Origin of the sequence: Parabacteroides sp. D25 (assembly GCF_000307475.1) — a bacterium.
Taxonomy (GTDB): domain Bacteria; phylum Bacteroidota; class Bacteroidia; order Bacteroidales; family Tannerellaceae; genus Parabacteroides; species Parabacteroides distasonis.
Genome location: NZ_JH976505.1, coordinates 380,366 through 394,737, shown reverse-complemented (window position 1 = coordinate 394,737; position 14,372 = coordinate 380,366). Strand labels below are relative to the sequence as shown.

The window sequence follows — 14,372 nt, the reverse complement described above, 5'->3', positions numbered from 1 at the left end:
ATCGGGTAAGTCAAGGGCATTACTGCCCCCTTCTCCCCTAAGAACCGTACGTGAGAGTTTCCCCTCATACGGCTCAAGCAACTCAATATTTCTATTTGTTGTTAGAAATCGGCTCATACTTTCAACAGTTTCGTTTATTTCGCTTGTAGCAGTTGTTATGGACAAGTTGCCGTACAATTGAACCACCAACAGATATTTCATTGACGTTCCATGCTTTTGTACAATCTATCTCCTTGCCGCATAACGGACAAGTCCGCTTCTGCTTGTTCCATAAATATAAGAGTGACTTACGTCCTTTGAGAGATTCCAGCATTTGTTGCTCCTTTCGCTGAAAGAAATAATCATCGTATTCCGGGTCGAAAGGGTTTGCCTCCCCCTTGACTTGCTTGTACGGAGTATAATGTATATCCGACAACCTTTTAAGGGTCAGGTAGTTCACTTTCTTGCTTTTTGTTTCATATTTCCATGCAAACGTCCATTTACGCCCCCGAATTTCATGCCAATACTTATCTGCAACCCAAGACTTGCGTTTCTTTGGGTGGCGACGTAAAGCCCATTTCTTTGTGAGGTTGTAAATGTGATTGTCGCAACCGTGAAAAGCATTGGTTGATGCACCATATCGGTAATAGTTTCCCCAACCTGTTATCACAGGATTGAGCATTCGTATCAGCGATTCCTGCTTACACATTTTATGTCCTTTAACGATGTCACTGATTTTTGCCCTAAAGCGTTTCTGTGCATCTTTGGACGGAGATGTGTACAGCCTTTTGCCGAACTTCCTTACATTGAAACCTAAGAAATCAAATCCATCGTATATGTTCGTAATGGTAGTTTTCTCTTCGGATAAGGTAAGACCCCTTTCTTTGAGAAATTCTATCACCATTGGTTTGACCTCGTTTTCCAATAATTCCTTATCTCGACCCGTGATTATAAAGTCGTCCGCATACCTGATAAGATTCACTTTGTAGTGGAATGTCTTATAGTTGATGAAACGTCTTTTGAATCTTTCAGCCAAGAGTGGTTGAAGTCCGTCAAGTGCCATATTTGCAAGTGTCGGTGATATGATACCTCCTTGTGGTGTACCCTCTTCTGTCGGGAACAGTTTACCATTGAATACAGCTCCACATTTCAGCCATTTTCTGAGTATTGTTTTATCCATAGGGATATTTTCAATAAGCCAGTCGTGACTGATGTGGTCGAAGCAACCCTTAATATCTCCCTCCAAAATCCATTCGGGGGAATGCTGGCGATTTAGAACCGTATCAATCTGACGAATTGCGTCCATTGTCCTGCGCTTCTTTCGGAAGCCGTAAGAAAAACGGCCGCCTGTCGTTTCGGCTATCGGTTCCAATGCCATGAGATATAATGCTTGCATCGCCCTGTCTTTCATGGTCGGTATTCCCAACGGTCGGAGTTTACCGTTCTTTTTCTTGATGTGAACCCTACGGAGCGGCTGTGGATGGTAGCCACGACGTCTAAGTTCACCGATTGCTTTGTACTTGCGCTTGGGAGAGTCCCAAAGCTGTTTATCTACTCCAGACGTATTCTTCCCTTTGTTGGAAGTAACCCTCTTTACTGCCAATGCCTTGGCGTAAAAAGAGTGAGTAAGCATCCACTGCAAGGTTTTCACCTTGTTATGTCTGCCTTCTTTCTGAGCCTTTACAATACGCGCTTGTAGCTTTCGGACATAGGTTTCACACTTAGACCAGTTCATACCGTCCCAAGTCAGATTCCTGCTGTCAGCAGGCGCACACGATGTTTTAATCTCGTTCATTTGCTTTCCTCCTTTTGAAAGTTCTAAAAGTTATCTTGTAAAGAGTTACCATATACGGAAGTCTGCCCACTTTCGTGTCGGATGATGTTACCCTCATTAACTCGTGATGTTGGTTCAATCCGTATCCTCCCCATTACAGGGCGGCATTCGCTTTCTTCGTTATCTCATACCTGCACCCCATTCGGCTTGCCTTGCGGTTCGCTTACTCGCATTATTACGAGAGAGATACAGGCTTGCCCTGTTCCACGCAATTGACAAACGGATAGTTTAGGTTCTGCCAAGTCCGCCGGCAGTGCTATGTCCGTGTAACCCCAACATGGGCGAGGGTTATCCGACTGCTTACCTTTTGGTGAGAGCTAAAGTATCTTGCGCTCCTTCAAACCTTACGACGGCTAAAGTCAGTTCACATTACGTTAACCATGCTATCCAGCCTCGCCACTCGACGGTATGATACTAACCGCCCTTGACGTTCCCTCACGGTTCAGTCTTGTCCTTTCGGAAAGTGTACTTTGTCCTATAAGCTTAGCACAACCCATCACTGGAGATGCACCTTATAGTAGGCTACCGCTGACGGAACAGCGGGTTAAATCTTGCAATATACATTGCTGTTTAACAATCAATTACGTGACTTTTCAGGTCACACCCAGGTCTTGTTCAAATTGAGCATTATCGTGTAGGCACTTTCATAAGCATCGGAAATATCCGCCATGAACTTGGGATTGATAGGATTACAGCGGTGGCTGCGCCTCGGATCGTCAAAATTAATGACATAGAACTCCGGTCTTACCTTGTAATGCTCCTTGTGCTTAAGCAAATGGTTGTATGCAATTTCGGACAAATCCGGAAATTTGTAATCATAAATATACATGGCAAAGGATTTCTCAATCTGCTGTTTTATGTAATTGTTTACCACTGCATAGCTTTTCCCCGAACCGGGCGTTCCCAGTACGATGGACGCACGAAAAACGTTTACAACGTTGATCCATCCGTCCCATTCCTTGCCCTGATAGACAAACTTCGTGGGCAAGTTGACGGAATACTCGTTCTCCATAAGCCTTGTTTCCTGTATGAAACTCTCGTTGGCAGTATTGAAGACATCTTCCATAAGGTTATGTTTCAGCATACGACTGATCCACATACCCGACATCAAGAGAAGGATATATCCTGCGGTAAGTGTTACCGTATATATGACAGCGTTGGCCGTCGGGCTGAATGGCAGGTCAAGCATCCACCAGTTCATGAAAAACAGCACCAATCCCGAAAGGAAAGCGGCGTATATCCTGCCCCATGTCATCTCCTGATTTTTCACTCCTTGGGTACCCAGGCATGAGAGGGCAAGGAATATGACGGCAAATACTTTCGTTATAAGCAGGTTGCTGAACAGTCCTGCCGTCCGTTGGAAATTGAGCAGTATCCTGTCGACCACACCTATATTTATACCCATATCCACAAATGACCGGTAGCAGAACCAGTACACGTGAATGACAATAAACACAATGGAGATAGCTCGCATGAATTCCATGACTTTGGCCAGTCCTCTCAAATCATCTTCCTGTTGCATAATGAACTAATTTTAATATTAGAAAAATCGGTAATTAGGAAATTCCGCGTGAGCGGCGTTTCTTCTTCTTTTTACGTTGCAGTCTTCGGGCAAGAGCCTCTTCCTGTGGGTCGGGACCGTTCTGTTCCATGGCGAATATACCGAAAGCCTGTTCGATGGCGCTTTCCATATCGGAGGAGAATCCGCTTTGCAGACCGATGTCCGGCATGTGAGCATCCACATTGGGGATGTTGTCAGGATTATTGAAGAGCCGTTCAAAGGCATTCGCCGAGAACTCCTTGCCAAGTCGGGAGCCGTTATAGACCTCGCGGTTCTTGTGGTCGATGAAGGTCGCTCCATAGATGCGTCCTTCATCGTTTTCACGGAACAGCGCGTCTATGCCTTTGTCGGCAAGCAGACGGACAAATTCCTCTCTGTTGCCACGGCAGCCGTGCATGGCAAGGGTAATCTCGTTCCGTATCTTCGGTTGCCATTTTTTTGCTTTATACTCGCGGGCGTTGTAACCGATACGTTTTTCCAACCCTTCGTAACCGTAGCGTTTACCGATAAGGGAAGACTTGATGGGTGTGCATACCGGTTTTCCCGTATCATCTGTCATGATATAGACGATACCGTTATAGGGTACTTCACCAAATTCGCCTTTCACTTGCTTCGCCTCGATATTGAAACAGGAAAGCAACGCGCTGTATTCTCCGAAAGACTGGTAACGGTAGGTACCGAATACGCTCTTGACGATATTGGATACCTGTTTCTTCACGTCACCGCTTTGGTAGTCCGCTTTTTTGAGATACGGTTCCAGCAGTTCCTTCCGCTTGTCTTCCACCTGTTTCAGGCCGAACTTCCGTTCCAGTTCCCGGCAGGCTTTCATCGAGCGGTTCCACTCGTAGGCATCGTCAATCTTTTCCCCTTTCTCGTTCACGCAAGTGGATACGATATGGATGTGCCTGCGGCTGATGTCCTCGTGTACATATACGATGTAGGGCTGGTCGCCATATCCCATCTTCTGCATATACTCTTTGGCGAGGTCGGCAAATTGGCTGTCTGTCAGCCGGTCATCCAATGAGGGGTTTAACGAGATGTGCAGTACGGGCTTCTCCGTGTTCTTGTTGGCAAGCAGGTAATTCTCGAACGCCCATATCGTCTGCCGCATGACCTGTTCAGGATTGCCCGTGACATCGGTAATCATGCGGTTCTCGTAAATGATACGTGCCGTGGCATCATCCACTTTCTGCTGGTTATAGACGATTGCCCCGTAAAGGGAAACGCCTCTGTTGATTTTCGCCACCATATCATCCTTCCTCCCTTTTCCTTTTGATAAGGTAGGCTTCTTCAAACTCGTGGGTAAGCATAATAATCCGCTTGCTCAGCACTACCAGGTCTATGGTCGCCTTTTCTAGATTTCGGAGCAGGGCATATGCCCGTTTTTCCCCGAAATTGGTCTTGACCGCCTTGACCGTCTGGTTGTAATTGTTGCCGATACCCTGGAACTGGTGGTAGAAATTGGTCAGGCGGATGTAGTAGTCCATCGTTGCCTTATCGATTTTAACCACCTTGATTTCGTGTCCGAAAAGCATCGCCTTGATAAATTTTGAATGTTCTTTCAATCCGGATTTCTGGAACTGGATGTTGAAACGCCCGTTTTCTTCCGAGTTCAACCGTACTACATAACGGTGCACGGCAGGGTCGGATTTTGGCTTCCGCCCCACACCTTTTGTCGATTTTTTCTTTCTGTTTTCTTCCATACGCATTGATGTTTCCTGTTTCTGATTTTCCGTCCCGGATTCACGACTTTGGAGTGAATCCCTCCCGAGCCGTCAGGCGAGCGGCAAGTTGTTTTGAGTGCCCGAATTTATTTCGGGTGCCTCAAAACACAACTTGCTATGTTCGCTTGAACATGAATTTTCCTTCGTCAAATTAAGTTTTGACCTTCAGCCTCATTCTTCGGCTTCGGGAAACCTCCGCAGCGGTATCCGTTCCGTTGTCGGTGCAAAGTTATGGCGGTTTATCCTGTTGTAAAATAGCGGGTTATATGTAACGTGATGACAAATGATGACACAGGTCGTCACCTCCCTTAAAACATAGTGCAGGTATGAAAAAATACCCTTTTATTTGCAGCGTAAACGGTAAAACAAACCAATAATCAAGTGACTGTCCGTTGTATTGTCGGTTAGCGAAAACACTTGTTGCAACAGGTGGGCAGTAATTGTTTACTTGCTTTGTTAGGGCAGATAACTATCGGTTGGTCGGTTTGCCGGTTGGTGAGCACAAAGTAACCATATCACTAACAAACCTTGTCACAAAGCAAACAACAGACAAGTAAAACAATAGTGTAATAAACCATTAAAAAAGTTCAGTTATGAAGAAGAATCCGTTATTCGTTGCGGTCAGCAACCAGAAAGGTGGGGTCGGCAAAAGTACAATGTTGGTAACACTTGCCAGTCTCCTGAATTATTCGATGGGCAAGAATGTGGCTATCGTTGATTGTGACGCCACCCAGCGCAGCCTGTTCAATCTGAGGGAACGGGACATGGAGATGGTGGAGATAAACAAAAAGTACATGGTGTTGCTGGAGGAACAGAGGCTCAGGGGATGCAGGATTTATCCTATCAGGCAGGCAAAGCCGGAGAATGCACGCCAGGTGGCCGGAGAGTTGGCGGCAAAAGCAGATTTTGATATCGTTTTCATAGATTTGCCGGGGTCTATGGACATATCCGGCGTTTTGCAGACCATTTTCAATGTGGATTATGTATTGACCCCCATTGCCGCTGACAATTTCGTTATGGACAGCAGTTTTGTCTTTGCCAAAAGTGTTATGAAGTGTGCGGAAAACCGGAAGAACATTCCCTTGAAAGACGTGTTCCTGTTCTGGACCAAGGTCAAGAAAAGAAGCAATACCGAAGTGCTTGACAATTATATGGCACTGATGAAGAAACAGGGGTTGAAAATTCTGGATTCAATGATTCCCGATCTCTGTCGCTATGACAAGGAACTCTCATCCCGGACCCGCACCTATTTCCGATGTTCACTCCTTCCCCCGCCGGCAGGACAGCTTAAAGGCAGCGGATTGCAGGAACTGGCAAACGAACTGATTGTAAAATTTAACCTGTAATTGAGATATGGCAAAGAAAATTGTAAAAGTGAATGAAGAAAAAATCAGGGGGTATATGGTCGGTGACATTCCTGATGCCATCGAGAACGAGGATATCATAGTGGTTGAGGTTCCGGAAGAGGAAAACAATGAAAGGCAGGATACGGAAAAAGAAACTGCCCGGAAAAATCCCAAACCTTGCAATATGCCCGAATGTGACAGTAACTTTCGTCAGAAGTATCTGGTGAATACCCCCATGCCCGGACGCATCCAGGTATACCTGAACCGCAAGCTGTACGACGAGATAAAGAATTATCTCCATGTGATAGCTCCCGAAGTAAGTATTGCGAGCTATATCAGTAACATCATCGCCGAGCATATAGAACTCAACATCGAGGAAATCACCCGAATGTATAAAGACCGTTTTTCACCCCCTAAAATTCAATAGTCATGGAAACAACATTAATTTATTTTTCAGTAAAAGTCCTGTCGGCAACCTACATATTATATAAGGTATGGATGTTCATTTTCAGTCCGAAAGTTTATAATTTTTGGGATAGTCAGCTTCGTCATATGCGTATTGCACGTATCCGGTTATGGAAATCACGCAAAAAGCGGATGGCGGAAAAAGCAAGGAAAGCCCGGTATAGGGCAAGACTGGACAAGGCTGAAGCGTGGATCGCACAAGCGGAGAAGGATATCCTTAAAGTCGGGCATGAAGAGAAAACCGAAACGCAGCCGAATCCACTGGACGAGTACAATGAAGTTATCGGAAAGACAAAAATAGTCTATCTTGAAGACCCGGACGTGGCGAGAAAAACTCCCACACGTTCTGAACCTATGAAGAAAGAGCCTATAGAGGAAGATGAGGATATAGATCCGGATGATGTGATAGATGGTTTCTCTTCACAAAAGGGACTGACAGAATCGGAAAAACGGGAACTTATGTCAAATGACGGGTGTGTTCCTGACCCGGATTTTTCAAGGGCACTGACTTTTGAAGAACTGAACAATGTCGCTGATGTACTTATTTCGGGGACGGATGACAGAAAGAAAATCCGAAATGCAGCCGAAACCTTGTACCAACTTCAGGATACAGACCTGTTCAGGTTCTTTGCAACCGAATTGAGTACTCAAAGCCAATTGGAAAAACTGCTCAAGGAAAATATGCCAAATGGAAAAGAGACGCCAAAACAGTCTTTGGAACAGATTAGAATTGATTGGAATAAATACATGTAAATATGGGATCGAATGTGAAAAACAAAAAACAACAAGCAATGCCGAAGTCAGAAGCAGAATCTTTCGGCATAAAAAGAAATCCTGCAATTCGTGCCCCACGCATCTATCTATCTGAAGAAGAAATCATCAGAATTATGCGGAAAGAAGCCGCTATTAAAAAGAAGATAGGAAATCTTATTGATAGTATGCTTTGTGATGACTCACAAATTTCAGAAATGGATAATACAAAAAATAAGACAGAAGCATTCGATATAGATGAATTCGTTTAATTGTTTCTTTTTGCTGTCATAGTTTCAGAAGGCATGTCGATGTGATATCGGTGTGCCTTTTCCTGTTTTTGGAGATTTATATATCCAAACTGTCTCTTTTTGTTTCCATCGTCATATTAAATTTCTGCCAATATTGGCACTTATATATTATGGACTATAAGATAATGCTGACAAATAGGTATTTAAGAGAAATCAATGCAAAAACTCTATCTTTGCAAAAAAAATGAACGATGGCAATGACAAAAGCGATATTAGAAAAATGGCTGGTGGCGCAGAAGCGTCACCGCCTTTCAGACAGGCAGGTGCAGATGGCCCGTGAATTGGGTCTGAATCCCGACAAGCTCGGCAAGATAGATAACCACCGGCAGGAGGTGTGGAAAACCCCGCTTCCGCAGTTTATCGAGGATATCTACTTCAAGCGGTTCAAACGGGAAGAGCCGGAAACGGTCAAGCCCTTAAAGCAGATTATGGCTGAAATGGAGGTCAAGAAGAAGCAACAGAAAGCGAAGAAGGAGGAACGGAGGAAACAGCGTGCCCTCTCTTCCGGTTCTGAGGAATAGATAATATAATATACAAGAAGCGAAGTGTGAAGGCCGATCGGCTTTCACACTTCGCTTTTCCATTCCAATACAGACAGCCGCTATTTCATCCTTTCATAAAGATTGATGACCGGCTTGCCGCTTTCCAACGCCTTGCTCACCGTGTAGAATGTTCCCCCTTTCGGCACAAGATCCCAATAGGCTATGACTGTATCTGCTTTACGCACCATGTATTCATCCCTGCGAAGGTAACATCCCTTGTGGTAATTCTCGGAAACCATGACCACCCGGTCCATCCTTTCCAACAGACGGGCATACAACAGCCGGTCTTCCGCTTCAAACCACAAGGGCTGTTTCCGAAAAGGTACTGCCGCTATGAGCTTGATACCTTCGTATCTCTCCCTGACCTGCAAGACCGCCTCCGCAGCAGTCATATTAAATCCGCTGGCCATCCCGGTGTAGTATTCCTTGTATCCCTGCCCGTACAGTTCTATTACCATTCCAGCCACAGCTTCCCTGATTTGTGCAAGTATCCGGGGATCGTTTCCGAACCCTTGCAGAATACGTTCCTTACGGTGTCCCGTGAAAGCCACTGTCTGATTGTTTCTTGTTTCCATGTTATCTTCTGTTTTTTGTTTTACATATATCCATTCAAACCGAACGGTATTTTATTTCCTGAAGGCTTTTCCGCCCCGGTTCGGAATCCCGCAAGGCTTGCCGTGAAAAAATACCGCAAGCGCAGCGAGGATGATTATTTCACGGCAACCAGCCCGCAGGGCCGCCTTGCCGGGCTTCTCAGGACACGGGGCTACCTTTGCCGGAAGAAATGAAATGCCGCTTTCTCCTTATCCTGTTTTTACTGTTTCATATTGCCAGGAAAACCCTTTTTGAATGATTGAAAATTCCCTGCCGATGTAACGTAATGTCATACGGTGTCACATATCGTACAGTTTGTAAATCAATAAATTAAGCATTATATATTCGCAGTCGAAATCATTTTTTGTCTCACTAATTAAAAGTTTCGACACATGAAAAAAAGATTCTTTTTGGCAGCCATGACGCTGCTGGTTTCAATGGGGGCATCCGCCCAGGGCAACGGTATCGGTGGAATTACGGAAGCTACCAATATGGTCACTTCGTATTTCGATCCCGGCACCAAGTTGATTTACGCTATCGGTGCCGTTATCGGCCTTATCGGAGGCGTGAAGGTCTATTCCAAGTTCTCGTCAGGCGACCCGGACACCTCAAAGACTGCCGCCAGCTGGTTCGGTGCGTGTATCTTCCTGATTGTCGCTGCCACCATCTTACGCTCATTCTTCCTGTAATATGGCGGAATTCAATGTCAACAAGGGGATTGGGCGCAGCCCGGAGTTCAAGGGACTCAAGAGCCAGTACCTGTTCATCTTTGCGGGAGGATTGCTCGCGTTGTTCGTAATCTTCGTCGTCATGTACATGGCAGGTATCAACCAGTGGGTCTGCATCGGTTTCGGGGTCGTTTCCGCATCGGTGCTGGTCTGGGGCACTTTCAGGATGAATTCGAAATACGGTGAATGGGGCCTTATGAAACTCCATGCGCTGCGCAGCCATCCCCGCTACATCATCAGCCGGAGAAAGTTCCTCCGGTTGTTTTCTCCAACCATTAAAAACAGAAAAGCATGAAAAACGTAATGAAAACAGCCACGCTGGAAAGCAAGTTTCCACTGTTGGCCGTGGAGAACGGCTGCATCATCAGCAAGGATGCGGACATCACCGTGGCATACCGGGTGGAACTGCCGGAACTGTTCACGCTGACACGTGCCGAGTACGAGTCCATGCACTCCACCTGGGCAAAAGCGGTAAAGATCTTGCCGAACTACAGCATCGTACACAAGCAGGACTTCTTCATCGAAGAGGGATATAAGCCGGATATCTGCAAGGAAGACCTGAGCTTTCTGAGCCGCAGTTTCGAACGCCATTTCAACGAGCGGCCGTATTTGCAGCATACCTGTTACCTGTTCCTTACGAAAACCACGAAGGAACACAGCCGGACAACCAGCAGTTTCAATGCACTTACAAGGGGATTCATTATCCCCAAGGAAATGCAGGACAAGGAAACCGTCACCCGGTTCATGGAGTGCTGCGGACAATTCGAACGCATCGTAAACGACAGCGGCCTGCTACGTATCATCCGCCTGACGGATGAGGAGATCATCGGGAGCAACAATTCCGCCGGCATCATCGAGAAGTATTTTTCCATGTCGCAGGAAGATGCTACCTGCTTGCAGGATCTGTCACTCGGTGCCGGAGAAATGAAGGTGGGCGACAACTACCTGTGCCTTCATACGCTTTCCGATCCGGAAGACCTGCCGTCGAACGTGTCAACCGATTGCCGGTATGAAAGGCTCTCGACAGACCGGAGCGACTGCCGGCTGTCCTTTGCCGCACCGATAGGCATCCTGCTTACCTGCAACCATGTGGTGAACCAGTATCTCTTCATTGATGATTCGGCTGAAATTCTCAGGAAATTCGAGCAGACCGCACGGAACATGCACTCGCTTTCCCGTTACAGCCGTTCCAACCAGATCAACCGCGAATGGATTGAGGAGTACCTGAACGAGGCACACAGCAAAGGGCTGGTTTCCATCCGTGCGCACTGCAATGTCATGGCATGGAGCGATGACCGGGAAAAGTTGAAGCGCATCAAGAACGATGTGGGCAGCCAGCTGGCGTTGATGGAAGCCAAACCGCGCCACAACACGGTGGATGTACCGACCCTCTTCTGGGCGGCAATACCCGGCAATGCCGGAGATTTCCCGTCCGAGGAGAGTTTCCACACCTTTATCGAGCAGGCCCTGTGCCTGTTCATCGGGGAAACCTCCTACAAGGACTCGCTCTCCCCGTTCGGCATCCGTATGGTGGACCGCCTGACCGGAAAACCCGTCCATCTGGATATTTCCGACCTGCCGATGAAGAACGGCACAATCACGAACCGGAACAAATTCATCCTCGGACCTTCGGGCAGCGGGAAATCTTTTTTCACCAACCACATGGTACGCCAGTATTACGAGCAGGGTGCGCATGTGCTGTTGGTGGATACCGGAAACTCCTATCAGGGACTGTGCAGCCTTATCCATGCCAGGACACACGGCGAGGACGGGATTTATTTTACTTATGAAGAAAAAGATCCGATAGCTTTCAATCCTTTTTACGTGGAAGACGGGATTTTCGATATCGAGAAGAAAGAATCCATCAAGACGCTTATCCTTACCCTGTGGAAGCGTGACGACGAGCCGCCGACACGTGCCGAGGAGGTGGCGCTATCCAATGCGGTCAATCTCTTTCTGGAGAAAATCCGCAGGGACAGCAGCATAAAACCCTCCTTCGATACCTTCTATGAGTTTATCCGTGACGAGTATCAGGATATCCTGAAAGAGAAGCGAACCCGTGAGAAGGATTTTGACGTGTGGGGATTCCTGAATGTGTTGGAACCTTATTACAAGGGTGGCGAGTATGACTTCCTGTTGAATTCCGACAGACAGCTTGATTTGCTTGGCAAACGGTTTATTGTCTTCGAGCTGGACAATATCCGTGACAACAAGGTGCTACTTCCGATTGTCACCATCATCATCATGGAGACTTTTATCAGCAAGATGCGCAAGTTGAAAGGTATCCGGAAAATAATCCTTATCGAAGAGTGCTGGAAGGCATTGGCATCCGCCAATATGAGCAACTATATCCGCTACCTTTTCAAGACCGTCCGAAAGTTTTTCGGAGAGGCCGTGGTCGTGACCCAGGAAGTGGAGGACATCATTTCTTCTCCGATTGTCAAGGGCACCATCATTAATAATAGTGACTGTAAGATTCTCCTTGACCAGCGCAAGTATATGAACAAGTTCGATGAGATCCAGACCTTGCTCGGTCTGACCGACAAGGAGCGGGCGCAGATACTTTCCATCAACATGGCAAACAATCCTTCCCGAAAGTACAAGGAAGTGTGGATTGGTCTCGGAGGCTCACAGTCAGCAGTCTATGCCACCGAGGTGTCGCTTGAAGAATATATGTGCTACACCACTGAAGAGACCGAAAAACTTGAGCTGATGCGGCTTACGGAGAAACTCGGAGGCAATATAGAGCTTGCCATCAGGCAGTTGGCTGATAGCAAGCGGAGCCAGGTGAAAGGGATTGGAATCACATGAAAACCGAAAAACAATCACGAATCATGGAAATGAAAGAATGGATAAAAGAACAGCAGCGCCGCTATCTGGACGAGCCGCGCCTCAAGGAGTTGACGGAAGTGATGAAACAGACAAGGGTACTTGTCCGGAAAAAAGAGTACCGGAAGCTGACGGAACTGGTCAGGCGGTACAGGAAGTCGGAGGATGTGATTACCCAAGTCTCCTGCCTGTTGTCAGCCTCGTACCTGTTCCCAACACCGGAAAAAACGGCGGAAACGGCCAGGTCGGAACTGATGGAGGCATTGAAAGATACTTATTTCATGGAGAAGAACGGTTCCCGGCTTATGGATATCAGACCTGAAGAAGCCGTCCCTGTCCACCGAATGCTTGCCATGTACACATTCATGCAGGATGTTTACTCGAAGGAAAATCCGGAAAGCAAGCAGGAACGTCCGTCACCGCAAGAAGTGCGGTCATCTGTCCGGATTCTGGACTTCCATCGGAAAGAGAGCGACATGTGGGAACTCTGCAACCTGGCCGTGCATCTTATGCCACCTTCACGGTATGTGGCACTCAGGTACGGGCTTGCGGATGATTATGACAGGCTTGACAGGCTGAACCGTTCCGGGCCGGAATCGGCATATGATGAGGGGGTGATATTGGAAAGCCGTCTATGCAGGAATGCGGAAAAGGCTGCGGAAAGCATCAAGGATGTCCGTCTGCCGGATTTCTATTTGGAAAGACTGGATGGAGAACTGGAGATTTTGGGACGGATTGCGGCCTCACCGGATGTGGTTCACGACATCCTGCAAATCAGTCCTGACTTTCTCGCCAAGTACGGCATAGACAAGAACGTTTCCGCGACGGAACGCTCGTGTCAGGCAGAGAAAGCCTACCGGGAGCTGGATGCCCGTTTCGTCAGAATGACCGGACGCAGGCCGTATGCAGACGAACTCTTCGCCTCCATCAGACGCAAGAGGGAGAATTCCGGAATAGAGAACCGACCGAGACAGGCGCAACGGACCATCCTCCGGAACCCGCCGTCCAAAGGGCGGAAAATGGGAATCTGACTTTTAACAGAATTATTCACAATTAAATATAGAAACATCATGAAAAAGAAAATTCTTATGCTGTGCATGGGCTGCTTCCTTGTCAGCCTCACAGCGAAAGCCCAATGGGTAGTGAGCGACCCGGGCAATCTGGCGCAGGGAATCATCAATGCTGCCAAGAACATCGTTCACACATCCTCCACTGCCACCAATATGGCGAATAGTTTTCAGGAAACCGTGAAAATCTACCGGCAGGGCAAGGAGTATTACGACGGGCTTCGCAAGGTCAAGAACCTTGTCCGTGATGCCCGCAAGGTACAGCAGACCATCCTGATGGTGGGCGATATCACGGACATCTATGTCACCAGCTTCGAGCGTATGCTCAGCGACCCGTATTTTACGCCGGAAGAACTGAGCGCGATTGCTTTGGGATACACCAAACTGCTGGAAGAAAGTGCCCATTTGCTGAACGATTTGAAGACGGTGGTCAACGAGAACGGGCTTTCCATGAACGACAAGGAAAGGATGGATATCATCGACCGCTGCTACAACGACATGTTGCAAAACCGCAGTCTGGTACAGTATTACACCAACAAGAACATCGGGGTGTCCTACCTGCGCGCCAAGAAACAGAACGACCTAGACCGCGTGATGGCACTCTACGGCTCACCGAACGAACGTTATTGGTAATTCCTAATC

General features: G+C 47.2%; 15 protein-coding genes and 2 pseudogenes. 11 read left to right on the top strand and 6 right to left on the bottom strand.

All coding sequences use genetic code 11. From position 1 onward, the window contains the following. The 5 genes and pseudogenes from HMPREF0999_RS22985 to mobA form a co-directional block, all read right to left on the bottom strand. Positions 1–186: pseudogene (locus HMPREF0999_RS22985) on the bottom strand (conjugal transfer protein TraG); the annotation flags it as partial. Next, positions 122–1,774 (bottom strand): group II intron reverse transcriptase/maturase, encoded by a 1,653-nt coding sequence (ltrA, locus tag HMPREF0999_RS16165; protein WP_009275190.1) that lies wholly within the window; start codon positions 1,772–1,774, stop codon positions 122–124. The gene ltrA and the pseudogene HMPREF0999_RS22985, both read right to left, overlap by 65 nt. A gap of 640 nt (positions 1,775–2,414) precedes the next feature. After that, positions 2,415–3,335 (bottom strand): annotated as a pseudogene (locus tag HMPREF0999_RS16160) (YWFCY domain-containing protein); the annotation flags it as partial. Between the two features lie 34 nt (positions 3,336–3,369). After that, positions 3,370–4,623 (bottom strand): conjugal transfer protein MobB, encoded by a 1,254-nt coding sequence (gene mobB, locus HMPREF0999_RS16155; protein ID WP_005644299.1) that lies wholly within the window; start codon positions 4,621–4,623, stop codon positions 3,370–3,372. 1 nt (position 4,624) lies between these two features. Then, on the bottom strand, positions 4,625–5,083 hold the full coding sequence (gene mobA / locus HMPREF0999_RS16150; protein ID WP_005644301.1) for a conjugal transfer protein MobA: 459 nt from the start codon (positions 5,081–5,083) through the stop codon (positions 4,625–4,627). 608 nt (positions 5,084–5,691) lie between these two features. Between mobA and HMPREF0999_RS16145 the strand changes: the two genes are divergently transcribed. The 5 genes from HMPREF0999_RS16145 to HMPREF0999_RS16125 all read left to right on the top strand — a co-directional run bounded on the left by HMPREF0999_RS16145 (position 5,692) and on the right by HMPREF0999_RS16125 (position 8,491). Then, positions 5,692–6,444, top strand: coding sequence for a ParA family protein (locus tag HMPREF0999_RS16145; protein ID WP_005644302.1), 753 nt, complete (start codon positions 5,692–5,694; stop codon positions 6,442–6,444). 7 nt (positions 6,445–6,451) lie between these two features. Then, positions 6,452–6,871: a DUF3408 domain-containing protein gene (locus HMPREF0999_RS16140; RefSeq protein WP_005644303.1), complete on the top strand. Its 420-nt coding sequence runs from the start codon at positions 6,452–6,454 to the stop codon at positions 6,869–6,871. A gap of 2 nt (positions 6,872–6,873) precedes the next feature. Continuing rightward, complete coding sequence (locus HMPREF0999_RS16135) at positions 6,874–7,662, top strand: DUF4122 family protein (protein WP_005644304.1); 789 nt, start codon at positions 6,874–6,876, stop codon at positions 7,660–7,662. Positions 7,663–7,664: 2 nt separating this feature from the next. Further along, entirely contained in the window at positions 7,665–7,931 is a 267-nt protein-coding gene (locus HMPREF0999_RS16130) for a hypothetical protein (RefSeq protein ID WP_005644305.1), read from the top strand. Between the two features lie 230 nt (positions 7,932–8,161). Then, entirely contained in the window at positions 8,162–8,491 is a 330-nt protein-coding gene (locus HMPREF0999_RS16125) for a hypothetical protein (RefSeq protein ID WP_008779479.1), read from the top strand. 80 nt (positions 8,492–8,571) lie between these two features. Here HMPREF0999_RS16125 and HMPREF0999_RS16120 read toward each other — a convergent pair whose 3' ends face one another. Next, entirely contained in the window at positions 8,572–9,087 is a 516-nt protein-coding gene (locus HMPREF0999_RS16120; protein WP_009276391.1) for an SLOG family protein, read from the bottom strand. Between the two features lie 15 nt (positions 9,088–9,102). On the opposite strand from HMPREF0999_RS16120, the gene HMPREF0999_RS22530 reads away from it, so the two are divergent. The 6 genes from HMPREF0999_RS22530 (at position 9,103) to HMPREF0999_RS16095 (ending at position 14,363) form a co-directional block, all read left to right on the top strand. Further along, positions 9,103–9,300: a hypothetical protein gene (locus HMPREF0999_RS22530; protein ID WP_117616063.1), complete on the top strand. Its 198-nt coding sequence runs from the start codon at positions 9,103–9,105 to the stop codon at positions 9,298–9,300. 198 nt (positions 9,301–9,498) lie between these two features. Beyond that, entirely contained in the window at positions 9,499–9,795 is a 297-nt protein-coding gene (locus HMPREF0999_RS16115) for a DUF4134 domain-containing protein (RefSeq protein WP_004310646.1), read from the top strand. A 1-nt stretch (position 9,796) separates the two neighbouring features. Beyond that, positions 9,797–10,129 carry a DUF4133 domain-containing protein gene (locus tag HMPREF0999_RS16110; protein WP_009276390.1) on the top strand — a complete coding sequence of 111 codons (333 nt, stop codon included), beginning with the start codon at positions 9,797–9,799 and terminating at the stop codon, positions 10,127–10,129. Then, positions 10,126–12,645, top strand: coding sequence for a TraG family conjugative transposon ATPase (locus HMPREF0999_RS16105; protein WP_009276389.1), 2,520 nt, complete (start codon positions 10,126–10,128; stop codon positions 12,643–12,645). The genes HMPREF0999_RS16110 and HMPREF0999_RS16105 overlap by 4 nt, the downstream gene beginning before the upstream one ends. Beyond that, on the top strand, positions 12,642–13,694 hold the full coding sequence (locus HMPREF0999_RS16100) for a hypothetical protein (RefSeq protein WP_010184469.1): 1,053 nt from the start codon (positions 12,642–12,644) through the stop codon (positions 13,692–13,694). The genes HMPREF0999_RS16105 and HMPREF0999_RS16100 overlap by 4 nt, the downstream gene beginning before the upstream one ends. A 39-nt stretch (positions 13,695–13,733) precedes the next feature. Next, positions 13,734–14,363, top strand: coding sequence for a DUF4141 domain-containing protein (locus HMPREF0999_RS16095; RefSeq protein ID WP_005644326.1), 630 nt, complete (start codon positions 13,734–13,736; stop codon positions 14,361–14,363). Positions 14,364–14,372 lie beyond the last annotated feature (9 nt).

Bases quoted from the DNA above. Each gene is read 5' to 3' on its own strand.
- ltrA (WP_009275190.1), bottom strand. From the start codon at position 1,774: ATGAACGAGATTAAAACATCGTGTGCGCCTGCTGACAGCAGGAATCTG.
- mobB (WP_005644299.1), bottom strand. From the start codon at position 4,623: ATGGTGGCGAAAATCAACAGAGGCGTTTCCCTTTACGGGGCAATCGTC.
- mobA (WP_005644301.1), bottom strand. From the start codon at position 5,083: ATGCGTATGGAAGAAAACAGAAAGAAAAAATCGACAAAAGGTGTGGGG.
- HMPREF0999_RS16145 (WP_005644302.1), top strand. From the start codon at position 5,692: ATGAAGAAGAATCCGTTATTCGTTGCGGTCAGCAACCAGAAAGGTGGG.
- HMPREF0999_RS16140 (WP_005644303.1), top strand. From the start codon at position 6,452: ATGGCAAAGAAAATTGTAAAAGTGAATGAAGAAAAAATCAGGGGGTAT.
- HMPREF0999_RS16135 (WP_005644304.1), top strand. From the start codon at position 6,874: ATGGAAACAACATTAATTTATTTTTCAGTAAAAGTCCTGTCGGCAACC.
- HMPREF0999_RS16130 (WP_005644305.1), top strand. From the start codon at position 7,665: ATGGGATCGAATGTGAAAAACAAAAAACAACAAGCAATGCCGAAGTCA.
- HMPREF0999_RS16125 (WP_008779479.1), top strand. From the start codon at position 8,162: ATGGCAATGACAAAAGCGATATTAGAAAAATGGCTGGTGGCGCAGAAG.
- HMPREF0999_RS16120 (WP_009276391.1), bottom strand. From the start codon at position 9,087: ATGGAAACAAGAAACAATCAGACAGTGGCTTTCACGGGACACCGTAAG.
- HMPREF0999_RS16115 (WP_004310646.1), top strand. From the start codon at position 9,499: ATGAAAAAAAGATTCTTTTTGGCAGCCATGACGCTGCTGGTTTCAATG.
- HMPREF0999_RS16110 (WP_009276390.1), top strand. From the start codon at position 9,797: ATGGCGGAATTCAATGTCAACAAGGGGATTGGGCGCAGCCCGGAGTTC.
- HMPREF0999_RS16105 (WP_009276389.1), top strand. From the start codon at position 10,126: ATGAAAAACGTAATGAAAACAGCCACGCTGGAAAGCAAGTTTCCACTG.
- HMPREF0999_RS16100 (WP_010184469.1), top strand. From the start codon at position 12,642: ATGAAAACCGAAAAACAATCACGAATCATGGAAATGAAAGAATGGATA.
- HMPREF0999_RS16095 (WP_005644326.1), top strand. From the start codon at position 13,734: ATGAAAAAGAAAATTCTTATGCTGTGCATGGGCTGCTTCCTTGTCAGC.